Here is a 22,199-nt window from a genome sequence, read left to right on the forward strand (position 1 = left end):
CAGCCGCACAGGTTGATGGTTTCTTAAGCGCCGCGAAACTACCAAGGGCTTCATGTATACGCTGTATCACCATCCGTTCTGTCCGCATTCGCGCTTCATTCGCCTCGTGCTCGGCGAGTATGGCCTCGACCTGCGCCTGGTCGAGGAACGGGTGTGGGAGCGGCGCGAGGCATATCTCGCGCTCAATCCGGCAGCGACCACGCCGGTGCTGATCGCCGAGGGCTTCCCGCCGATTCCGGGCGCACCCATCATCGCCGAATATGTCGACGAGACGCACGGCCTCGATGCCGGCGAGCGGCGGCTGCTGCCGACGTCGTCGGCCGAGCGCGTCGAGGTGCGCCGTCTGATGGCGTGGTTCAACGAAAAATTCTTCGAAGAGGCCTCCAACCCGCTGGTGACCGAGCGGATCTACAAGCGCTTCATGAGCGAGGACAATGGCGGCGGTCCGCCGGCGCCTGACATCATGCGCGCCGCCAAGGTCAATGTGCGCTATCATCTGAGCTACATCGGCTGGCTGGCGAAGACGCGGAACTACCTCGCCGGCGACCGCCTCACTTACGCGGACCTCGCCGCCGCGGCGCATCTCTCGGCGATCGACTATCTGGGCGATGTGCCATGGAGCGAGGACGACGCGGCAAAGGCGTGGTACGCGCGGGTGAAATCCCGCCCCTCGTTCCGCCCGCTGCTCAGCGAGTGGCTGGCGGGGGTGCCGGCGTCGCGCACCTATGTGGACCTCGACTTCTGAACCCGGCGATCAGACTCTCTCCTTCCGATCTCAAGGCAGCGCTGCAGCACGAGGCGCGGGCGCTCGGCTTCGATGCGATCGGCATCACCGGTCCTGATGCGACCGGCGTTGCCGGAAGATATTTCCTCGAGTTTCTCGGCTCCGGCGGCCATGGCGACATGGACTGGCTCGCCGCCAATCCGGAGCGCCGCGCCGATCCGCGCGTGCTGTGGAGTGGCGTGCGCTCGATCATCATGCTCGGCGTCAATTACGGGCCGGACGATGATCCGCTGAAGCTGCTTGCGCGCCGCTCGCAGGGCGCGATCTCGGTCTATGCGCAGGGCGACGACTATCACGACGTCATCAAGAAGCGGCTGAAGGTACTGGCGCGCTGGCTCGCTGCTGCGACCGGCGACGAGGTGAAGGTGTTCGTCGACACCGCCGCCGTGATGGAGAAGCCGCTGGCGCAGGCCGCGGGCATCGGCTGGCAGGGCAAGCACACCAATCTCGTCTCGCGCGCGTTCGGCTCCTGGCTGTTTCTCGGCGCGATCTATTCGGCGACCGAGCTGCCGCGCGATGCGAGCGACACGGATCATTGCGGCAGTTGCAATGCCTGTCAGGACATCTGTCCGACCGCCGCGTTTCCCGCACCCTACAAACTCGATGCGCGGCGCTGCATCTCGTATCTGACGATCGAGAACAAGGGCCCGATCCCGCACGAATTCCGCAAAGGCATCGGCAACCGCATCTATGGCTGCGACGATTGCCTCGCGGTGTGCCCGTGGAACAAATTCGCACGAGAGGGGCGCGAGCAGAAGCTCGCCGCGCGCGATGCATTGCGCGCGCCTCGTCTCGCCGATCTCGCGCGGCTCGACGATGCCGCCTTCCGCGCGCTGTTCACCAAGTCGCCGGTCAAGCGCATCGGCCGCGACCGCTTCATCCGCAATGTGCTGATTGCGATCGGCAATTCCGGCGACGCAAAGCTCGCCGGCGAAGCGCGGCGCCTGCTCGACGATGCGAGCCCGCTGGTGCGCGGCGCGGCGGTGTGGGCGCTGTCGCAACTGATCGCGCGCGATGAATTCGCAGCGTTGGCGACACGGGCCGGCGGCGAGCCCGACATCACGGTGCAGCAGGAGTGGCGCGCGGCTACCGCCTCTTGATTTCATCGCGCCATTCCCGTCATGGTCGCCCGCCATGACAAACCAGCCTTTCTTCACCCGGCACGGCGACGGCTTCATGCCGACATCCGTCGCCAACGGCCCCTGGAGCCCGGAATCGATGCACGGCCGCGTCGTGATCGGCCTGCTCGGCTTCGTCATCGAGGAGCGCCACGGCTCCGACGATTTCGTCCCCGCGCGGCTGACCGTCGACATGTTCCGGCTGCCCAACATCACGACGCCGGTCGAGGTGACGACCAAGCTCGTGCGCGACGGACTCCGCATTAAGGTGATCGAGGCCGAGTTCATCTCCGGCGGCACCAGCATGGCGCGCGCCTCCTGCCAGTTGTTGCGCAGGACGGAAAATGCGCCGGGCAATGTGTGGTCGCCGCCAAACTGGCAGGTGCCGGCCCCCGCCGACATTCCGAAGCCGACCGATCCGAGGCTCGGCATGAATGGCAAATGGGAGACGCGGCCGATCGTCGGCCACATGGGTTCGCTCGGCGAGCGCAGGCTCTGGATGAGCGAGGTCCGCGAACTCGTCGCGGGCGTGAAGATGACGCCGTTCGTCCATGTCGCGACCGGCGCCGATTTCGCCAGCCCCTTTGCGAACGCCGGCGACCGGGGCCTCGGCTACATCAACAGCGACGTCACGATCTATCTGCACCGTCTGCCGGTGACCAACTGGATCGGCTTCGAGGTCGTCAACCATCACGCCACCGACGGCATCGCGATCGGCGAATGCTGGCTCTATGACGAAAACGGCCCGATCGGCACGTCGACCGTTGCGGCGCTCGCGCAGCGCAAGCCGATGAGCAACCCGCCGCCGCCGTAATTTCCCATCGTCGTCATTCCGGGGCGCGCCTCTTGGCGCGAGCCCGGAATGACAGGGATAGATCCCGTCGCAGCTCACGCCAGATGCTGCTGCATCTCCGGCCGCGCCCGCAGCGCCGTGCCCTGCTTGCCGACGATCTTCGCGATCCGCTCCGGTGCAAAGTTCAAATCGACGAAGGCGGGTGCGGTGTTGGCGACCTCGTGGTACTCCGTGATCCTGCCGTCGCGCAGCCGCATGATCGCGACGCCCTCGAACATCGCACGCGCCCCCTTGGCCTCCGGCAGGGTCGAGCGGTAGCTGAACGTGTAGCGCGCGTAGAGCGTTTTGCCGTCGCTGACGGGATCGTGCATGACCCAGCGGAAATCCGTCGCAGTTCGGTAGAACCAGTCGTCGATCATCTCGGCGATCTTGGCGCGGCCCGCGAATGCGCCGTAGAACACGTCGTGATAGACGCCGTCCTCGGTGAAGAGATCCGCGAAGGCCTTGCCGTTGCGCTGCTCGACCGCGTCGCAGAACGCGCGCAGCATCGTTGTCGTGTCCATTGGCTTCTCCCTGTGCAGGGAGCTTAGCCGATCTCCGCCACCGCGGCGATGATCCGCGCGATGTCCTGCGGCCGCGACAGGCGGTGGTCGCCGTCCTGGATCATGGTCAGCACCACGTCCTCGGCCGGCAGCCGGTGCACCAATGCGAACGCATGCTTCCACGGCACGTCGGGATCCTGCGCGCCCTGCAGGATCCGCACCGGGCAGCCGACGTCGATCTTGGCTCCGAGCAGCAGATGGTTGCGGCCCTCCTCGATCAGATTGCGGGTGATCGGATAGGGCGAGCCGTCGCCATATTCGGATGGCCTGAGCCAGACGCCCTTGGTCTCGATCTCGGCGCGGATCTCCGGCGAGAAGCCCTTCCACATCAATTCTTCGGTGAAGTCGGGCGCCGGTGCGATCAGCACGAGGCCGGCGAGCTTGCCATTCCCGCCACCTCGCCGCGCGATCTCGCGCGCGAGCAGCAGCGCCATCCAGCCGCCCATCGAGGAGCCGATCACGACCTGCGGCCCGCTGCAGAATTGCGAGAACACAGCGACGCTCTCCTCGAGCCAGCGGCCGATCGTGCCGTCGGCGAACTCGCCGCTGGATTCGCCGTGGCCGGAATAGTCGAACCTGACGCAGGAGCGGCCGTGCTCGGCGGCCCATGCATCGAGCGCGAGCGCCTTGGTGCCGGTCATGTCCGACTTGAAGCCGCCGAGCCAGACCAGGCCCGGCCCGCCGCCGGCGCGGGCGCGCACCGCGATCCGGCGCGCCTCACGGCCCTCGCCGACCTCGATAAAGGCGGGTTCCTGTCCGGATGCGGCGGTTTGGCTCATGGTTCGGTCACTCGCGTGTCAGAGACCTGCTTTTCAATCGTCACGCGGCAGCGGTCAACGGCAGCTGGCCCGCCTTGCGGAGCAGATGTGCCGGCCATATGTGCCGGGCGTGGCTAAAATGCCTCGCATTTGACGGTTTTGCCGCCTAAAGAAGCGACTTCGCTTGCCCGCCGCAGCGTCTTGCTTCAAAATATCCGCCTCCCTTTCACAACTTTGGAGAGTTACCCATTCGCCGTCCCAATAGAGCCCCGCCCACAGTCGCCAAAGACGGGCCGCGCACCAATGACGAGATTCGCAACGCACAGATCCAGCTGATCGATGCCGATGGTGTCAACAAGGGCACCGTCGAGACCATGGTTGCCATCAAGATGGCCATGGAAGCCGGCATGGACCTCGTCGAGATTTCGCCGAACGTCAGTCCTCCGGTCTGCAAGATCATGGACTACGGCAAATACAAATACTCCGCGCAGAAGAAGGCCGCCGAAGCCCGTAAGAAGCAGAAGGTCGTCGAGATCAAGGAGATCAAGCTCCGCCCGATGATCGACGATCACGACTACGACGTGAAGATGCGCGCGATGCAGCGCTTCTTCGAGGAAGGCGACAAGGTCAAGATCACCTTGCGCTACCGCGGTCGTGAGATGGCGCACCAGGAGATCGGCACCAAGCTCCTCGACAAGGTGAAGGCCGACGTCGCCGAGTTCGCCAAGGTCGAGCAGGACGCGAAGTTCGAAGGCCGCCAGGTCGTGATGGTGCTGGCGCCGCGCTAATTCGAATTAGTCGCTTTGTTGAAATGGAACGGCCTGTCAGGCGATCTGGCGGGCTGTTTCGTTTCGTAGCCGAGCGGAGTCGTCCGTAGCCCGTGGTACCGACGCCCCTCTTCCAGGGGGAAGGAGAGGGCGGTTCCGGCCCGATTTCCCGCTTCAAACGTTGCAAAACCGCCGATCCTCTGTCATAAGCCGGGCCTTCGCCGCCCGGCTGATCAAGGGCTGCCGTGGCGACGTCTAGTGCAGGTTCTTTCAATTCGGAAAAAACCTTAGCACTTTCAACGCTCTAACGAGCATTTTAGCCGGCCGGACGCCTCTCGGGGCGATTTTCGTGCTGTGCGATAGGAGAGCTAAATGCCCAAGTTGAAGACCAAGTCGGGCGCTAAAAAGCGCTTCAAGGTGACCGCCACTGGCAAGGTCATGCACGCCCAGCGCGGGAAGCGCCACGGCATGATCAAGCGGACGAAGAAGCAGATCCGTCAGCTCCGCGGCACCCGCGTGCTGTTCAAGACCGACGGCGACAACGTCAAGAAGTACTTCTTGCCGAACGCCTGATCGCGCTCACTCGCTTGAACCCTGCCGCTCCTAGCGCGGCGCCCCGTCTCTTCTAGATCTCAAGGATTTCCGTCATGTCTCGCGTCAAACGCGGTGTGACCGCTCACGCCAAGCACAAGAAAGTCTACAAGGCCGCCAAGGGCTATTACGGCCGCCGCAAGAACACCATCCGCGTCGCCAAGCAGGCCGTCGAAAAGGCCGGCCAGTACGCCTTTCGCGACCGCAAGCGCAAGAAGCGCACCTTCCGCGCGCTCTGGATTCAGCGCATCAACGCCGCGGTCCGTCCGTTCGGCATGACCTACAGCGTGTTCATCAACGGCCTGTCCAAGTCGGGCGTCGTCGTCGACCGCAAGGTGCTGTCGGATCTCGCGATCCACGAGCCGGTGGCGTTCCAGGCGATCGCCGAGAAGGCCAAGGCTGCCCTCGCTGCTTGATCCTGGCGGGTGCTTCTAGCGGGCCTTCTGGCCCGCTTTCAGCCCCTTCTGCGAAAAGCGCTGGGCGACGATTGCCCGGCAGAACGCTGTGAACGAGCGGTACATGGTGCCGCTTTCGTTGTCGTATTTGTGGTCGCAGCGCTTGAGCTGGCTGGCATAGGCCTTCTTCTGCGACGCTCCGAGGCCGGACAGGAAGTCCGCCTCGCATTTTTTCTCGACCACTTCGCCGAACTGGACGTCGCCGCTGGCGCCGTATTCGCACGCCTCGAAGACCTTCATCGCGCGGTCGCAGCTCGGCGCCTTCTGAAGCTCCGCGATGATGTCGTCCATCTGGGTCGATTTGGCGGGACATCCCTCGGTCGCGGCATGCGCCGTTCCGAGCATCAACAGGACCGCCGGCACGGCCAGGCAAGATCGCAGCAACATCGCGTGGGTCTCCTTCAACTCCCCTTGGGTAGCCCGGCCTCCGCACTGGGTTCAATGCAGCCGGCCATTGGCCCGAAATGACCGGCCATTGGCCCGAAATGACCGGCTTTTTGCTTGACGTTACGGCCTTCGGGCGGCGACAACCCAGCCGAATTTTGGCGCATGGTTCGGAAGCCGGCTCTTCCCGCCGGATCATGCTCAGCGCAGGAATTGACCGTGTCCGACCTCGCAACGCTCGAAAAATCCATCCTCGACCAGATCACCTCGGCCGCTGATGAAGCCGCCCTCGAGGCGGTGCGCGTCTCGGCCCTCGGCAAGAAGGGCTCGATCTCGGCCTTGCTCGCCACCCTCGGCAAGATGTCGCCGGACGAGCGCAAGACCGAAGGCGCGAAGATCAACCTCGCCAAGGATGCGGTGACGCAGGCGCTCGCGGCCAGGCGCGACGTGCTGAAGGCGGCCGCGCTCGATGCCCGGCTCGCCGCCGAGACCATCGACGTCACGCTGCCGCTGCGCGATGCGCCGGCGGAAACCGGCCGCATCCATCCGCTGAGCCAGGTGTTCGACGAGGTCAACACCATCTTCGCCGACATGGGGTTTGCAATCGCCGAAGGCCCCGACATCGAGACCGACGATTACAACTTCACCAAGCTGAACTTCCCCGAAGGCCACCCGGCGCGGGAGATGCACGACACCTTCTTCTTCAATCCGAAGCAGGACGGCTCGCGCATGCTGTTGCGCACCCACACCTCGCCGGTGCAGGTGCGCACGATGCTGACCCAGAAGCCGCCGATCCGCATCATCTGCCCGGGCCGCACCTATCGCATCGACTCCGATGCGACGCATACGCCGCAATTCCACCAGATCGAAGGCCTCGTGATCGACAAGGGTTCGCATCTCGGCCACCTCAAATGGATCCTGCACGAGTTCTGCAAGGCGTTCTTCGAGGTCGACCACATCAACATGCGCTTCCGGCCGTCGTTCTTCCCGTTCACCGAGCCGTCGCTCGAGGTCGACATCCAGTGCCGCCGCGACAAGGGCGAGATCCGCTTCGGCGAAGGCGAGGACTGGATGGAGATCCTCGGCTGCGGCATGGTGCACCCGAACGTACTGCGCGCCTGCGGCATCGATCCCGACGTCTACCAGGGCTTTGCCTGGGGCATGGGCCTCGACCGCATCACGATGCTGAAATACGGCATCGCCGATCTCCGCCAGCTGTTCGAGAACGACATCCGCTGGCTCAACCACTACGGCTTCAAGCCGCTCGACATCCCGACCATCGCGGGCGGGCTGAGTTCGTGATGTCTGCGCTTGCGCGCGACATGACGAACAGAGCGACCAAGCTAACCTGATCAACACCAACAAGAACCGAGGCAAGCAGCCGTGAAGTTCACCCTCTCCTGGCTGAAGGAACATCTCGAGACCGACGAACCGCTCGAGAAGCTCGCCGACAAGCTCACCATGATCGGGCTCGAGGTCGAGAACATTGAGGACAAGGCGAAGCAGCTTGCGCCGTTCACCATCGCGCGCGTGATCTCGGCCGAACAGCATCCGAATGCCGACCGGCTGCGTGTCTGCATGGTCGACACCGGCGACGGCGGCGCGCCGGTGCAGGTGGTGTGCGGTGCGCCCAATGCGCGTGCGGGACTGGTCAGCGTGTTCTCGCCGCCCGGCACCTACATCCCCGGCAAGGACATCACGCTCGGCATCGGCACCATCCGCGGCGTCGAGAGCCGCGGCATGCTGTGCTCGGCGGCCGAACTGCAGATCTCGGAAGACCACGACGGCATCATGGAGCTGCCGGCCGATGCGCCGCTCGGCAAGGGCTATGCCGACTGGGCCGGGCTCGGCGATCCCACCATCGAGATCAACCTGACGCCGAACCGGCAGGACTGCACCGGCGTGCACGGCATCGCGCGCGACCTCGCCGCCGCCGACATGGGCAAATTCAAGGATCCCGGGATCAAGCCGATCAAGGGCGAATTCCCCTGCCCGGTCCAGGTCAAGGTGGAAGACGCCTCGCTGTGCCCGGGCTTCGCGCTGCGGCTGGTGCGCGGCGTCAAGAACGGTCCGTCGCCGGAATGGCTGCAGAAGCGGCTGACCTCGATCGGCCTGCGCCCGATCAATGCGCTGGTCGACATCACCAACTTCATGACCTACGACCGCGCCCGCCCGCTGCACGTGTTCGACGCCAAGAAGGTGCAGGGCAACCTCACGGTACGCCGCGCCAAGGAAGGCGAGACGCTGCTCGCGCTCGACGGCCGCACCTATACGCTCGACAGCAATGTCTGCGTGATCGCGGACGAGCACGGCGTCGAATCGCTCGCCGGCATCATGGGCGGCGAGGCCTCGGGCTGCGACGACAACACGACAGATGTGCTGATTGAGTCCGCGCTGTGGAACGAGATCAACATCGCGCAGACCGGCCGCAAGCTCGGCATCAATTCGGACGCGCGCTATCGCTTCGAGCGTGGTGTCGATCCGGCGTTCATGGTGCCCGGGCTTGAGCTCGCGACCAGGCTGGTGCTAGAGCTGTGCGGTGGCACGCCGTCCGAGAATGTCGTGGTCGGCAAGCAGTTCGGCGAGGATCGCGTCATCGATTTCCCGCTCACCGAGGTCAAGCGCCTTGCCGGCATCGAGGTGCCGCTGGTCGAGGTGAAGCTGATCCTGACCCGGCTCGGCTTCATGCTGGCCGGCACCGGCCCCGTCGTGAAGATCGCGATCCCGTCCTGGCGCACCGATGTGCAGGGCAAGGCCGATATCGTCGAGGAGATCGTGCGGATCGTCGGCGTCGACAAGGTGCCGATGACGCCGTTCGACCGCGGCGAGGAGCCGCGCAAGCCGGTGCTGACGCCGATGCAGCTGCGCACCCGCCGCGCCAAGCGTGCGCTCGGCGTCCGCGGCATGGTGGAAGCCGTGACCTGGTCGTTCATCACCAATGACGCGGCAAACCTGTTCGGCGGCGGCCAGAGCGAGCTCGTGCTCGCCAATCCGATCGCGGCCGACCTCTCCGACATGCGGCCGAGCCTGCTGCCCGGCCTCGTCGCCGCCGTTCAGGCCAATATCAACCGCGGCACGCCCGATGTCGCGCTGTTCGAGGTAGGCCAGGTGTTCCGCGGCGACAAGCCCGAGGACCAGCTCGTTGCCGCTTCCGGTGTGCGCCACGGCTACGCCTCGTCGAAGGGGATCGGACGGCATTGGACCGGCACGGCTGCGGCAGACGCGATGGACGCCAAGGCCGACGCCTTCGCGGTGCTGGCCGCGGCCGGCGCGCCGATGCAGGCGCTGCAGATCGTCCCGGGCGGCCAGGCATGGCTGCATCCGGGACGCTCAGGCACCATCCAGATCGGCCCGCAGAACGTGCTGGGATACTTCGGCGAGCTGCACCCGCGTGCGGCGGAGGCGCTCGGCGTCGACGGCCCGATGATCGTGTTCGAGGTGCTCCTCGAGCGCATCCCGCAAGGCAAGCAGCGGGCGACGCGCGCCAAGCCGGTGCTGGATCTCTCCGCGTTCCAACCGGTGTCGCGCGACTTCGCCTTCATCGTCGATCGCGGCGTCAAGGCAGGCGACATCGTCCGCGCGGCGCAGGGTGTCGACAAGAAGCTGATATCAGACGTGAGCGTGTTCGACGTCTACGAAGGCAAGGGCATCGATCCCGACAAGAAATCGATCGCGATCGCAGTGACGATCCAGCCGCGCGAGAAGACGATGACCGACCAGGAGATCGACGCGGTTGCGGCCAAGGTCGTCGCCGAGGTGACGAAGAAGACCGGCGGCACGCTGCGGGCGTGACGCCGACGTTGACGCGGGCGGTGGAATGCTCCCTCGCCCACTTGCGAGGAGAACCTGTCACCGTCACCCTGAGGAGGCCGCATAGCGGCCGTCTCGAAGGGTCGACGGCGGAACTGTGGCCGATTCATCCTTCGAGGCTCGCCCAGCGTCGCAAGCGCGCCGCTGGGCGCGCACCACAGGATGACGGGTCTTGCAGACTTGCAGGGGTTTTTGAATCTCGATACGAGCGCCTAAGCAGATCGAACCCCACTGCCTTCCCATGACCTCCCTCTCCCTGATCCCGTCCGACATCTCGACCAGCATTGCGCTTGCAATCTGCGCGATCGCCTTCGTGTCGGGCACTGCGCGCGGCTTCTCCGGGTTCGGCTCGGCGCTGATCTTCATGCCGCTCGCAAGCAGCGTCGCTGCGCCGCGGCTGGTGGCGGCGCTGCTTCTCATCATCGACTTCATCGCGGCCGCGCCGCTGCTGCCGAACGCCTGGACCCATGCTGACCGCAAGGCCACCGCCGTGATGGTGGCCGGTGCGCTGGTCGGCGTTCCCATCGGCACCTATTTCCTCACGGTGCTCGAGCCGGTGACGACCCGTTGGATCATCTCCGGCTTCGTCGCAGCGCTGCTGGTGCTGCTGCTGTCGGGCTGGCGCTACCATGGCAAGGATCACGCCGCGCTCTCCGTCGGCGTTGGCGGCCTGTCCGGCTTCTGCAGCGGGCTCGCGCAGACCGGCGGCCCGCCGATCGTCGCCTATTGGCTCGGACGCCCGATCTCTTCGGTGATCTCGCGCGCCAACATCGTGCTGTTCTTCGGCGCCTCGGATTTCTTCTCGCTGGTCAGCTACTGGTTCACCGGACTGATCACGATCGAATCGGCCAAGTTCTCGCTGATCGTAGGTCCCGTCTACGGCATCGGCGTCTGGTTCGGCGCCTCGCTGTTCGGCAAGGCCAGCGAGCAGGTGTTTCGCGCGATCTGCTACGCGCTGATCGCCGCCGCCGTCATTGTCGGCCTGCCGGCGCTTGATGGCATTTTGCGCGGCGGGTAGGGTCGGCAAGGCTCAGAAGAAGATTGCGGGAGGAACACCATGATCGATCGCCGCACCACATTGAAACTGGCGCTCGGCAGCGCCGCGATGCTCGCGTCGCCTGTCGTGCGCGCGCAAAATGCCAAGCCACGCACCCGGATCGTGTTTCTCGGCACCAAGGGCGGCCCGCGCGTCGGCATCGGCGCTTCCAATCCCGCCAATCTCGTCGTCGTCAACGACACGCCCTTTGTCATTGATTGCGGCATGGGCGTCAGCCGGCAGCTGGTCAACGCCGGCGTGCCGATCCCGTCGGTGAAATACATCTTCATCAGCCATCATCATTCCGATCACAATCTCGAATACGGCAATCTGTTCTACAACGCCTGGGCCGCGGGCCTCTCCACGCCGATCCATTCGTTCGGTCCCAAGGGCATCGAGGCGATGACAAAAGAATACTGGGAGCTGAACAAGTTCGACGTCGAGACCCGGATCGCGGACGAAGGCCGCCCCGACCCGCGCAAACTGCTGATCGCAAAGGACATCACCGATGACGGCGTGGTGCTGAAGACATCGGACGTCACCGTCACGGCATTCCGCACGCCGCACCCGCCGATCACGGACAATTTCGCCTACAAGTTCGAGACGCCAGATGGCGTGATCGTGTTCTCCAGCGACACCGCCTACAATCCGAAGCTCGCCGAGTTCGCCAAGGGCGCCGACGTGCTGGTGCACGAATGCCTCTACATTCCCGCGGTCGATCGCCTCGTCGCAAAGACCAAGAACGGCGCGACGCTGAAGAAGCATCTGCTCGACAGCCACACCTCGACCGAAGACGTCGGCCGCATCGCCGCCGCCGCCGGCGTCAAGACGCTGGTACTGAGCCACTTCGTCCCCGGCGACGATCCCGATGTCACCGACGACGACTGGACCCGCGATGTGAAGACGAACTTCAAGGGCCGGATCGTGGTGGCGAAGGATCTGATGGAGCTGAAGCTGCCGGTGTGAGGCTGAGGCGCGGCAAAACTCGGACAAATCATGTCGCGGGAAAGCGGATGTATGTCTCGCTGACCGCGCAACACACTCGATGTCGTCCCTGCGAAAGCAGGGACCCATAACCACGAATGGTTATTGGCGAGCGACGTTGGAGCGACGAGCCCCGGTCACAACATCTGCTGCGGCGTATGGGTCCCTGCTTTTGCAGGGACGACACCTGTTGTGCAGCTGCACCCAGCTGCCAAATCACCGCACTCGCGATGATCAAGCCAGCCACGCGCAGCCGTCATCTCATCCAACCATCAATTCATCGGCCCGGCGGAGCGCGGCGCACGGCGCTTGTGTTTTGCGGCGGGCGCGGCGGGCTCCGGCGTCGCATCCTTGGCACCGCCGATCCTGCGCAGCGCGGCGTCGGCGGCGCGCTCGCCGCTCTCCCAGGCGCCGTCGACGGTGCCCCACAGCGTCTCATGGGTGGCCTCGCCCGCAAGATACATCGCGCCGATCGGCTCGGTCAGGATCCGGCGCGAGAATTGCGCGCCGGGGGCTGCGGCCGACATCGCCCCTTGAATGAAGGGCTGTGCATTCCAGCGCGTCGCGCTGGTCTTCTTGATGGACGCACCCACCTCGCTGCCATACAGCCTGGTCAGCCATTCCACTGCAAACGCCGCCATCGCCTTCTCGCCCTGCGCGGACAGGTCGCGGCCGAACGAGCCGGCGACGTCGATCGTGCACAGCGAGGAGCCGGCGATATTGCCGTAGAGCAATGCGGTTTTGGTCGAATTGCTCTGCTCGATGATGACGTCGTCGCGCGACAGCCCAAGCGGATTGCCGGGGATCTGCAATGCGATGCGATCGTAGCTGCCGAGGGTCAGCTTGGCGGCGGCATCGAGCGCGCGCTTCGGAAGCTCGGGCGCGAACTTGATGTTGCCGCTCGCGAGCACGTTGCTCGACACCGTGACGATGGCGGCGCGCGCGGTGATCTTGCCGGAAGGCGTCTCGACCACCACGTCGCGATTGCTCCACAGGATGCGCTGCGCCGGCGTCGACAGCACAAGCGGCAGCCTCTCGCCGAGCTTTGCGATCAATGCGCCGAGCCCCTGCCGGCAGGCGATCGCGGTGTTGCGGTCTTGCGCGCGCACCTTGTCGACGGCGGAGAGATCCTTCAGATCCTTGCCACTGAAACTGGCGCCAAGCAGGAATTCCGCGGTACCGGCCCAATCGCCGAGGTCCTTCGGCATTGCCGCGGCGCAGGCGATATCGGCCTTGCGCGAGGCGTCGTCGATGGCGCGATTGGCGCGCACCAGCGCCGCCAGGAATTCCTCGGTCTCGCCGGGGCGGGCGTAGCGCCGGCCGACGCGAATCTTTTGGCCCACCGGCGCCGTGACGATGTCGAGGCCCGCGGAGCGCGCCAGGCGGATCATCGGATTGGTTTCGGGATTGTGCATCCAGCGCGCGCCGCGGTCGAACGGCACGTCGAAGCTCGATGCATCGGTCTGGCAGCGGCCGCCGACCTGGCCGGACGCCTCCACCACGATCACCTTGCGGTTCGCGGCGGCGATCCGTCGCGCTGCGGCGATGCCTGCGGCACCCGCGCCGATCACGACGATGTCGGCTTCGCGCGGTGCCGGCGCAGCAACGCCGCGGCCGCCCAGCACAGGCGCCAGCGCCAGACCTGCGGATGCCGACAGGAAATCGCGGCGGGTCACTGGCATGACATAGCTTCTGGCATGGTTTCCGGGGACTTGCAGGGAATGGGAACGCTTCGCGAACTGTGCCGCATCTCACCGACCGCAGCAACACTCATGGTAAATCAATCATGATTGATCGGTTGAGCGCATGAACTAAATTGCAACGGCTTGCGACCATGATTAGGTGAACAGAAGCGGTCATAGAACCGCTGGGGGGAATCCATGGGCGTAATGCTCGATACCGTTGGTAAATGGATTGCGGGGTACCTGTCGAAGGAAGTGCCCGGCTACGAGCCGTTCACGCCGAGCGACCCCGACCATCTGCGTGGCATCATCCAGGAGGGCGATGTCCTGCTGGTCGAAGGCAACAACCGCATCTCCGGCATCATCAAATACCTGACGCAATCGACCTGGTCGCATGCCGCGCTGTTTGTCGGGCCGATCGATGGTGCATTCGAGCCTGACGGCGAACAGCACGTGCTGATCGAAGCCAATGTCGGCGAGGGCGTCACCTCCGCGCCGCTGTCGAAATATTTCACCTATCACACCAGGCTCTGCCGGCCGGTCGGGCTGTCCTACGAGGACCGCACCACGGTGTGCCGCTACGCGATCAACCGCATCGGCTTCGGCTACGACACCAAGAACATCGTCGATCTCGCGCGCTACCTGTTTCCGCTGCCGATCCCGCAGCGCTGGCGGCGGCGCATGATCGCATTCGGCTCCGGCGATCCGACCAAGATCATCTGCTCGGCGCTGATCGCGCAGGCGTTCGACGCCGTGCGCTATCCGATCCTGCCCAAGATCACCCGCGCCGCCAGCCGCAAGGCGCGCCGCGAGATCCTGCATATCCGCGATTCCTCGCTCTACATGCCGCGCGACTTCGACATCTCGCCCTATTTCGAAATCGTCAAACCCACCATCGTGCACGGTTTCGACTACACGGCCCTGCACTGGGCCGACAAGCAGAAGCCGCTCCAGGAGGTAGCCGGCGAATTCAGTGTGTTTCCAGAGCGCAAGTCGCCGCCGCTTGTTCCTGAAGCGATTGACGAAGAGGCGACGCTTCCGGCTGCAGAAGTGATAAGCACGGAGCCCACGCCGGGCACGCACGACGTTGCGCGCGACGGATGTCTTCCGCTCCGAGTTTGACGCCCAGGCGACGCTGCTGGGCAAACCCGGCCGGACACGGCGGGTCGTGATGCTGATCGTGCCGCCCTACCGCGAGACGCCCGCCGTACACCCCGATGTCGAGGACTTCAGCTCGAACCGCCGCGCCTACGACTGATCAGAACGTTGCCGATGGGCGCGGCTGGTCACGCTACGCGGCCTTCGCTCTCGTGCCATGCGGCAGGCCGGCACGGGCGAGGCCGCCATAGAGCGCTTCGCCCGGCATCTCGGATTTCAGGATCGAGCGCACCTCGATCAGCCGGTCGAGATCGATGCCGGTCGGAAATCCCTTGGTCTCGCAGAGGAAGACGAGGTCCTCGAACACGACATTGCCGGTCGCGCCCGGAGCGAACGGACAGCCGCCGAGGCCGCCGAGCGAGCCGTCGAGCACGCGGGCGCCTTCATCAAGCGCGGCGGAGGCATTGGCGATGCCCATGCCGCGGGTGTCGTGCAGATGCACGCAGACCGGCTTGGAGCCCGCGATCTTCACCGCGCCACGCGTCAGCTCGCCGACCGCCTTCGGTCCGGCATAGCCGACGGTATCGGCGATCGCGACCATGTCGACCCCGACCTCGTAGAGCTTCTCGGTGAGGCGCAGCACCTCCTTGGGATCGACCGCGCCGACGATCGAGCAGCCGAGCCCCATCGAGATCGCGGCATTGACCAGCGGCTTATGGGCGCTGGCGTCGCGCAGCTCGCAAAGCCGCTTGATGTTCTCGATCGCGGATTCGCGCGAGCGGTTGGCATTGGCCTGGCTGTGCTCCTCGGTCGCCGACACCACCGAGGCGATCTCGGCGACACCAGAGGCCAGCGCCTCGTTGACGCCGCGCTCATTCAGCGCCAACGCGACGCCATGCGCGCCGGGCAACGCCGCGACGGTGGCAATGACGTCGCGGACATCGACGAATTGCGGGAAAGTCTTGGCCGGCAGGAACGAGCCGACCTCGAAATGGCGGACGCCGGCGGCATATTCGTCGCGCACCCAGCGCTGCTTCGCCGCGGTCGAGGGGAATGTCTTCACCAGTTGCAGGCCGTCGCGCAGACCGACCTCGCGCAGGCTCACTCTGTCGTTGGGATAGATATCGTGGACGCGGGTCATGTCAGCCTCACGCAGCGTTTCCGGTTGATGAAATTGTCTGTTGATCGAGCTCGGCGCGGACCGCGTCGGTATCGGCGCCAAGCACCGGCACCTTCAGTCCTTCGCCGATATTGTGGCCGTTCCATTCGACCGGCAGTGCGGGGACGCGGAACGGCTTGCCGTCGGCGTTGAAATTGTGAACCAGGCCACCCGGGCGCAATACATGCGGGTCGCGCAACAGATCTTCCGGCCGGTTGATCGGCGAGAAGCAGATGTTGAGCGCGTCGAGCCTCGCCGAGAGATCGGCCACGTTCCAGCCTCTGATCACCTCGGCGACACGCGGAATGATCCGGTCCCGAGCCATGATGCGGTCCGTGGTGCTGCGCAATGTCGGATCGTCGGCGAATTCCGTCAGACCAAACTCGCGGCAGAAGCTTTGCCAGTGACCTTCGGTCACGACGCCAATGAAGATGCGCTCGCCACCAGCGGCATCGAAGATGTCGTAGATCGGCCAAGCGTGCTCGCGCTCCGGCATCGAGCGCGGCTTGCGCCCGGTCATCTCGTATTCGACCATGTGCTGGGCGACCAGGAACAGGCAGTTCTCGAACAGGCCGATGCGGATGTCGGCGCCATCCACCTTGCCGCCACGCTTCTGGTAGAGCGCGGCAAGGATCGAGATCACCCCGAACATGCCGCCCATGATGTCGTTGGCGGATGAGCCGACCCGCTGCGGCTTCTTGCTTGTGCCGGTCATCGCGGCTAGCCCCGACATCATCTGTACGACCTCGTCGAGTGCCGGGCGATGATCGTACGGACCCGAAAGAAAGCCCTTGTGGCCGGCGATGATCAGGTGCGGATATTTCGCGCGCAGCTCCTCCGGCCCGAGACCCTGCTTGTCGAGCTGGCCGTCGCGGAAATTCTCCAGGAACACGTCGGCGCCGGCGAGCAGCCGGTGCATGGTGTCGCGGTCCTCGGACTTGGCGAAATCGAGCACGATGCTGCGCTTGCCGCGATTGAACAGCGGGAAGAACGAGACACCCATGCCGCCGAGCGAGCGGGTCTTGTCGCCAGCCGGAGGTTCGACCTTGATCACCTCGGCGCCGAGTTGCGCCAGGATCATCCCGCAGGTCGGGCCCATCACCATGTGGGTCATCTCGACGACCCTCACCCCCTCCAGCGGCAGTCCGCTCCCGGTCATCGGTATCTCCGTGCTCTTGCGCTCGTTTTGAGTAGTTGGCGCAGGTTAGGCTTCCGCACGCTATCTGAAAAATATAATCTGTCGAATAGTGTATTCGCCGTTCTAGAACGCTGAACCCATGGATTCGCGCCAGCTTCGCTATTTCATCGCGGTTTACGAGCAGCGCAACCTGTCGCGGGCGGCGGATCAGGCCAATGTCGCGCAGTCCGCGCTCAGCCACCACATCGCCAATCTGGAAGCCGAATTCGCCACGCCGCTGTTCGAGCGCAAGCCGCGCGGCATGGAGCCGACCGCGGCGGGCGAGCGGCTCTACGAGCATGCCCGCATCATCCTGCGCGCGATGGCGGCGGCCGAACGCGAGATCAAGGAAGGTGGCAGCGAGATCGCCGGCGACATCTCGATCGGCATGGCCAATTCCGGAATGAAGGCGATCGGCGTGCCGCTGATGCGGACCGTGCTGACGAAATATCCGAACCTGAAGCTGTCGCTGACCGAGAGCCTCTCCGGCGCGACGCTGCTGCACCTGCTGAGCTCCGATGTCGACCTCGCGCTGGTCTACAATCCGCCGTCGGAAAAAGACCTGGTCGCCGAGCCGGTGCTTGAGGAGCAGATGTTCTGCGTCGGCACCGAGAAGCTGATCGGGAGGAAGGCGCCGATCACCTTCGAGGAACTGGCGCGGCTGCCGCTGATCCTGCTGCGACACGGGCTCTCGGCGCGCGCGCTGCTCGATGATCCCGTTCCGCTGAAGCGGCTCGAGGCCAATGCGATCATGCATCTCAACTCGACCAGCGGCATGATCGGCGCACTGACCGCGGGCCTCGGCTGCACGATTGCGACCACCCATTTCGTCAGCGAGCCGTTGAAGGCACGGCTGCTGGTCGCACGCGAAGTCGTCGAGCCGAAACTGACCCGCACGCTCTATCTCTGCCGCTTGCGCAACCGTCCGATGACTTACGTCATGGAGGAAATGTGCCGCCTGATCCGCGCCCTGATCGCAGACCAGGTCGGCCGCGGCGCCTGGGAGGCGACCCTCCTGATCTAAAGCGCTTTCAAGCGAAGTGGACGCCGGTTCGCGTCAAGAAAGCGCGTCCTGGATAGTACGATCGAAAATATCGAACGATTGCTTCGATATGTTCGTCTGGATTTCTGGCTCCCAGGTGCCAAACATGCGCAACCGGCACGCCTTCGCAAGAAAGGCGGCCGCTGGACCACACGGGGAGGACCATCATGAGCGCCGTCGAACTCGGCTCGGTTGCCGATCGCGTCAACACGACAAGCGGACCGGACCAGATTTCACGACGGCTCGAGGTACTGCCGGCGTCCGGCTATGTCTGGCGGCTCGTGATCCTGCTCTCGCTCGGCGGCTGCTTCGAAATCTACGATCTGTTCTTTACCGGCTACATCGCGCCGGGCCTCGCCCGCAGCGGGCTGATGACCACGACGACGCAGGCCTTCTTCGGCTTCTCAGGGATCGGCGCCTTCGTCGCAGCGACCTTCGCCGGCCTGTTCATCGGCACCTTCTGCCTCGGCTTTCTCGCCGACCGTTACGGGCGCAAGGCCGTCTTCACTTATTCGCTGCTGTTCTACAGCGCGGCATCGGTCATCATGGCGTGCCAGACCAGCGCCGGCGGCGTGCTGCTGTGGCGCTTCGTCGCCGGAATCGGGATCGGCATCGAGGTCATCACCATCGACGCCTACATCACCGAGCTGGTGCCAAGCTGGATGCGCGGCCGGGCCTTTGCGATCAACCAGGCGGTGATGCTGTCGGCGGTGCCGATCGTCGCCGCATTGTCGTGGTGGCTGGTGCCGCTCACGCCTTACGGCATCGACGGCTGGCGCTGGGTCGTGCTGATCGGTGCGGCCGCCAGCATGATCATCTGGGTGCTGCGGCTCTACGTGCCGGAAAGCCCGCTCTGGCTGGCCCGCCATGGACGCCTCGCCGAGGCCGAGAAGATCATGCGGACGCTCGAAGCCTCATCGCCGGCGGCCGCGCCGCGCGCTGTCCCCGCGGCCACGACAGCGCCGACACGTACGGCGGCGGAGACCGGCTATGCCGACCTGTTCAGGCCGCCCTACGCCTCGCTCGTCGTGCTGTTCATGATCTTCAACCTCTGCCAGGCGTTCGGCGTCTACGGCTTCTCCAACTGGGTTCCGGCGTTATTGGTCGAGAAGGGCATCAACGTCACCAAGAGCCTGCAATATTCCTTCATCATCGCGTTTGCCTATCCGCTCGCGCCGCTGCTCGCCGCAACCTTCGCCGACCGCTTCGAGCGCAAATGGATCATCTGCGGCGCCGCCGCCGCGATCTCCATATTCGGCCTCGCCTTCGCGCAGCTCACCGCGCCTATGCTGCTGATCGCGAGCGGCGTGCTGGTGACCGGCGCCAACATGACGCTGTCCTACGCCTATCACGCCTACCAGACCGAGGTGTTCCCGACCGCGATCCGGGCGCGTGCGGCGGGGCTCGTCTATTCGATGAGCCGGCTCAGCGCGACCTTCTCCGGCTTCATCGTGGCGTTCATGTTGAAGGAGGCCGGCGTCATCGGGGTGTTCGGCCTGATCACCGCGGCGATGGTGATCGTGATCATTGCCATTGGCGTCTGGGGACCCAACGTCCGCGGCAAGCCACTCGACGCCTAGCTCGAAAACGCTGTTACTGCGGCACAGACGGCACTTGCCGAAGCCACATTGGGTGGCTACCTCTCGCTCGTTATTTGCTAGAGGTAACCCGGTCATGTTGGACGCCGCCGTCAAGGCGCTTTCGCAAATCCTGTCGCCGCCGATGCGCACGATCCTGTGGCGCTCGATCGGGCTTGCGCTGGTGCTGATCACCGTGCTGGCGATCGGATTGCAGCGGCTGCTGAGCTGGTTTGCCGACACCGGCGAGGTCTGGGCCGAAGGCATGCTCGGCCCCAACTTCCATTCCACGCTGCACGTGCTGTCCTGGGTCATCTCGATCTCAGCCGGCCTTGGCGTCGTACTCGGTGGCATCTTCCTGATGCCCGCGATCACCTCGCTGGTGGCGAGCCTGTTCGTCGATGATGTCGCGGACCATGTCGAGCGCGAGCACTATCCGGCCGACCATCCCGGCGTGGCGCTACCGGTCACGCTCGCGACCATCGAGGGCGTCAAGACGGCGCTGCTGACGGTGCTGGTCTATCTGGTCGCGCTGCCGTTCGTGCTGTTCGCGGGCGCGGGCTTCATCATCTTCTTCATCGCGACCGCCTGGCTGCTCGGCCGCGAATATTTCGAGCTCGCGGCGATGCGGTTCCGCTCGCCCGACGACGCCAAGGCGATGCGCAAGGAGAATGCGGCGACCGTGTTCACCGCCGGCCTGTTCATCGCGGCCTTCGTCTCGATCCCGATCGTCAATCTGGCGACGCCGCTGTTCGGCATGGCCTTCATGGTCCACATGTACAAGCGGCTGTCGGGCCCGCGCCGCGAACTGATCGAGCCGGCGAGGCGAAGCAACGCCTCCTCAATCTAGCTCGCATTCCCGCGGCACCTCGAACGAGGCCGGCACCTGGTCGCGTGCGAACGGCACCAGGAGTAGTCCTGCGATCGCCACGCAGGCGAGCATTGCCCATGCCTCGTTGACGGTGAGTGCGAGCGACGCCCGCTCGACCAGCGGGCGGACAAACGCCACCGTCGCATCATCAGGCGGACCCGGAGGACGGTTGATCAGCAACATCGGATCGAGGCCGATCGCCTGTGCCGCGTTGACATCGCCTGCCAGCAGGCGCGCCCGAAAATCCTCGCCATAGATCGGGCTTCGACCGTAGAGGATGGTGTCGATCAGGGCGATCCCGATCGCGCCACCCAGATTTCGCATCAGGTTGAACAATCCGCTGGCGTCGGCAATCTCGGTCTCCGGCAGGCTGCCGAGCGCAAAGCGCGTCGGCGGCAGCAGGCAGAACATGATGGCGACGCCGCGCACGACCTGCGGCCAGAGCATCTCGCCGAAATCGGCCGTACGGGGCTGGAAGGCGCTGAGGCCGAGGCCGAGCGCGAACAGGGCAAAACCCGTAGCGGTTAACGCCAGCGCGCCGACGCGACTCTCGAGGAATGTGGCAAGCGGCGCAGCGCCGAGCTGCGCAACGCCCGTGACCAGCATGATGGTGCCGATCTCGAAGGCGTCATGGCGGCGGACGAAGCCGAGGAATACCGGCATCAGATAGGTCGATCCATACAGGCCGATGCCGAGGCAAAAGCTCAGCGCACAACCGATCGCGAACGAGCGCCGCCGGAACAGGAGCAATCGTGCGATCGGATCCGCCGCGCGGAGCGTGCGCCGGATCAGCAGCGCCGTCCCGGCAATGCTTCCGATCAGCAGGCTCAGGCAGAGCATCGAGGCCCAGCCGCGCTGCGGCGCTTCCTTGAGCCCGATCATCAGGCTTGCGAGGGCTGCCGCGAGCAGGACCAGCGACGATTTGTCCAGCATGGAGAACGCGCGAAGATGCATCCCTGCTTTCGGAAGCAGCAACGGCGTGACCAGGGCCGCGATCGTCCCCGGAACCAGATTGATCAGGAACAGCCATGGCCACGACCAGGTCTGCGTGATCCAGCCGCCGACGACAGGTCCAACGGTCGGCGCGAGCACGGCGACGGCGCCGCCGATCGTGGTGGCCACCGCATGAAGGCGCGGCGGAAACAGCGTAAACACCGCGGAGAACACCGCGGGGATCAGGACGCCGCCGGAAAATCCCTGCAGCAAGCGAAACGCCAGCAGCACGGCGAAGCCGCCGCTGAAAGCGCAGCCGACCGACGCGAGGGTGAACAGGCTGACGGCAATGACGAACAGCCATCGCAGCGACAGCGCATGGGTGAGCAGTCCGGTCAGCGGGATTGCGATCACCTCGGCGATCAGATAGGCGGTCTGGATCCAGCTCATCGCCGAAGGCGAGATCGCAAGCGCGCGCTGGATCGTCGGCAGCGAGGTCGCGACGACCTGGATGTCGAGGATTGCCATGAACATGCCGAGGCACATCAGCAGGAAGCCTGCCCAGGTCGCAGCCGATG

General features: G+C 65.1%; 21 protein-coding genes. 14 read left to right on the forward strand and 7 right to left on the reverse strand.

The genetic code is table 11. The features are described 5' to 3' along the window. Positions 1-52: 52 nt before the first annotated feature. From CK489_RS08305 to CK489_RS08315, 3 genes are read left to right on the forward strand one after another with little or no spacing between them, the layout of a single operon-like run. Positions 53-745, forward strand: a complete 693-nt coding sequence (locus CK489_RS08305; RefSeq protein WP_050628049.1) for a glutathione S-transferase family protein — start codon at positions 53-55, stop codon at positions 743-745. Beyond that, complete coding sequence (queG, locus tag CK489_RS08310; protein WP_095731973.1) at positions 694-1,884, forward strand: tRNA epoxyqueuosine(34) reductase QueG; 1,191 nt, start codon at positions 694-696, stop codon at positions 1,882-1,884. Before CK489_RS08305 ends, queG begins: the two co-directional genes overlap by 52 nt. A gap of 34 nt (positions 1,885-1,918) precedes the next feature. Further along, the gene (locus CK489_RS08315; protein WP_095731974.1) at positions 1,919-2,716 is read left to right on the forward strand and encodes an acyl-CoA thioesterase domain-containing protein; all 798 of its coding nucleotides are present in this window, start codon (positions 1,919-1,921) and stop codon (positions 2,714-2,716) included. 74 nt (positions 2,717-2,790) lie between these two features. Here CK489_RS08315 and CK489_RS08320 read toward each other — a convergent pair whose 3' ends face one another. Next, complete coding sequence (locus tag CK489_RS08320) at positions 2,791-3,258, reverse strand: nuclear transport factor 2 family protein (protein WP_095731975.1); 468 nt, start codon at positions 3,256-3,258, stop codon at positions 2,791-2,793. A 23-nt stretch (positions 3,259-3,281) separates the two neighbouring features. Beyond that, entirely contained in the window at positions 3,282-4,076 is a 795-nt protein-coding gene (locus tag CK489_RS08325) for an alpha/beta hydrolase (RefSeq protein WP_095731976.1), read from the reverse strand. A gap of 227 nt (positions 4,077-4,303) precedes the next feature. Between CK489_RS08325 and infC the strand changes: the two genes are divergently transcribed. The 3 genes from infC (at position 4,304) to rplT (ending at position 5,829) form a co-directional block, all read left to right on the forward strand. After that, the gene (infC, locus tag CK489_RS08330) at positions 4,304-4,843 is read left to right on the forward strand and encodes a translation initiation factor IF-3 (protein WP_024584293.1); all 540 of its coding nucleotides are present in this window, start codon (positions 4,304-4,306) and stop codon (positions 4,841-4,843) included. A 351-nt stretch (positions 4,844-5,194) separates the two neighbouring features. Beyond that, the gene (rpmI, locus tag CK489_RS08335) at positions 5,195-5,395 is read left to right on the forward strand and encodes a 50S ribosomal protein L35 (protein WP_008539890.1); all 201 of its coding nucleotides are present in this window, start codon (positions 5,195-5,197) and stop codon (positions 5,393-5,395) included. Between the two features lie 74 nt (positions 5,396-5,469). Beyond that, complete coding sequence (rplT, locus tag CK489_RS08340) at positions 5,470-5,829, forward strand: 50S ribosomal protein L20 (RefSeq protein WP_018269297.1); 360 nt, start codon at positions 5,470-5,472, stop codon at positions 5,827-5,829. 15 nt (positions 5,830-5,844) lie between these two features. On the opposite strand, the gene CK489_RS08345 is transcribed toward rplT, so the two are convergent. Then, positions 5,845-6,255 (reverse strand): hypothetical protein, encoded by a 411-nt coding sequence (locus tag CK489_RS08345; RefSeq protein ID WP_198960873.1) that lies wholly within the window; start codon positions 6,253-6,255, stop codon positions 5,845-5,847. A 216-nt stretch (positions 6,256-6,471) separates the two neighbouring features. On the opposite strand from CK489_RS08345, the gene pheS reads away from it, so the two are divergent. The 4 genes from pheS to CK489_RS08365 all read left to right on the forward strand — a co-directional run bounded on the left by pheS (position 6,472) and on the right by CK489_RS08365 (position 12,064). Continuing rightward, on the forward strand, positions 6,472-7,554 hold the full coding sequence (gene pheS / locus CK489_RS08350) for a phenylalanine--tRNA ligase subunit alpha (RefSeq protein WP_095732093.1): 1,083 nt from the start codon (positions 6,472-6,474) through the stop codon (positions 7,552-7,554). An 81-nt stretch (positions 7,555-7,635) separates the two neighbouring features. Further along, positions 7,636-10,044, forward strand: a complete 2,409-nt coding sequence (pheT, locus tag CK489_RS08355; RefSeq protein WP_095731977.1) for a phenylalanine--tRNA ligase subunit beta — start codon at positions 7,636-7,638, stop codon at positions 10,042-10,044. 259 nt (positions 10,045-10,303) lie between these two features. Next, complete coding sequence (locus CK489_RS08360) at positions 10,304-11,080, forward strand: sulfite exporter TauE/SafE family protein (RefSeq protein ID WP_095731978.1); 777 nt, start codon at positions 10,304-10,306, stop codon at positions 11,078-11,080. A 39-nt stretch (positions 11,081-11,119) separates the two neighbouring features. Continuing rightward, positions 11,120-12,064, forward strand: a complete 945-nt coding sequence (locus tag CK489_RS08365; protein WP_050628041.1) for an MBL fold metallo-hydrolase — start codon at positions 11,120-11,122, stop codon at positions 12,062-12,064. 290 nt (positions 12,065-12,354) lie between these two features. Here CK489_RS08365 and CK489_RS08370 read toward each other — a convergent pair whose 3' ends face one another. Then, positions 12,355-13,764, reverse strand: coding sequence for a flavin monoamine oxidase family protein (locus tag CK489_RS08370; protein WP_095731979.1), 1,410 nt, complete (start codon positions 13,762-13,764; stop codon positions 12,355-12,357). A 198-nt stretch (positions 13,765-13,962) separates the two neighbouring features. Here CK489_RS08370 and CK489_RS08375 point away from each other — a divergent pair, with 198 nt between their 5' ends. Then, positions 13,963-14,886, forward strand: a complete 924-nt coding sequence (locus CK489_RS08375) for a YiiX/YebB-like N1pC/P60 family cysteine hydrolase (RefSeq protein ID WP_095731980.1) — start codon at positions 13,963-13,965, stop codon at positions 14,884-14,886. A gap of 169 nt (positions 14,887-15,055) precedes the next feature. Here the strand turns inward: CK489_RS08375 and CK489_RS08380 are convergent, their stop codons facing one another. Then, on the reverse strand, positions 15,056-16,003 hold the full coding sequence (locus CK489_RS08380; protein WP_095731981.1) for a hydroxymethylglutaryl-CoA lyase-like TIM-barrel protein: 948 nt from the start codon (positions 16,001-16,003) through the stop codon (positions 15,056-15,058). Positions 16,004-16,010: 7 nt separating this feature from the next. Continuing rightward, complete coding sequence (locus CK489_RS08385; protein WP_095731982.1) at positions 16,011-17,180, reverse strand: CaiB/BaiF CoA transferase family protein; 1,170 nt, start codon at positions 17,178-17,180, stop codon at positions 16,011-16,013. A gap of 118 nt (positions 17,181-17,298) precedes the next feature. Between CK489_RS08385 and CK489_RS08390 the strand changes: the two genes are divergently transcribed. From CK489_RS08390 to CK489_RS08400, 3 genes are all read left to right on the forward strand, one after another. Next, complete coding sequence (locus CK489_RS08390) at positions 17,299-18,222, forward strand: LysR family transcriptional regulator (protein WP_050628037.1); 924 nt, start codon at positions 17,299-17,301, stop codon at positions 18,220-18,222. Positions 18,223-18,407: 185 nt separating this feature from the next. Then, positions 18,408-19,820 (forward strand): MFS transporter, encoded by a 1,413-nt coding sequence (locus tag CK489_RS08395; RefSeq protein ID WP_095731983.1) that lies wholly within the window; start codon positions 18,408-18,410, stop codon positions 19,818-19,820. A gap of 94 nt (positions 19,821-19,914) precedes the next feature. Further along, positions 19,915-20,667 carry a sulfate transporter family protein gene (locus tag CK489_RS08400; RefSeq protein WP_095731984.1) on the forward strand — a complete coding sequence of 251 codons (753 nt, stop codon included), beginning with the start codon at positions 19,915-19,917 and terminating at the stop codon, positions 20,665-20,667. Here CK489_RS08400 and CK489_RS08405 read toward each other — a convergent pair. Next, complete coding sequence (locus tag CK489_RS08405; protein WP_095732094.1) at positions 20,659-22,167, reverse strand: DHA2 family efflux MFS transporter permease subunit; 1,509 nt, start codon at positions 22,165-22,167, stop codon at positions 20,659-20,661. The two genes, CK489_RS08400 and CK489_RS08405, sit on opposite strands and share 9 nt — an antisense overlap. Positions 22,168-22,199 lie beyond the last annotated feature (32 nt).

It is taken from the genome of Bradyrhizobium sp. UFLA03-84 (assembly GCF_002289535.1).
Classification (GTDB): Bacteria; Pseudomonadota; Alphaproteobacteria; order Rhizobiales; family Xanthobacteraceae; genus Bradyrhizobium; species Bradyrhizobium viridifuturi.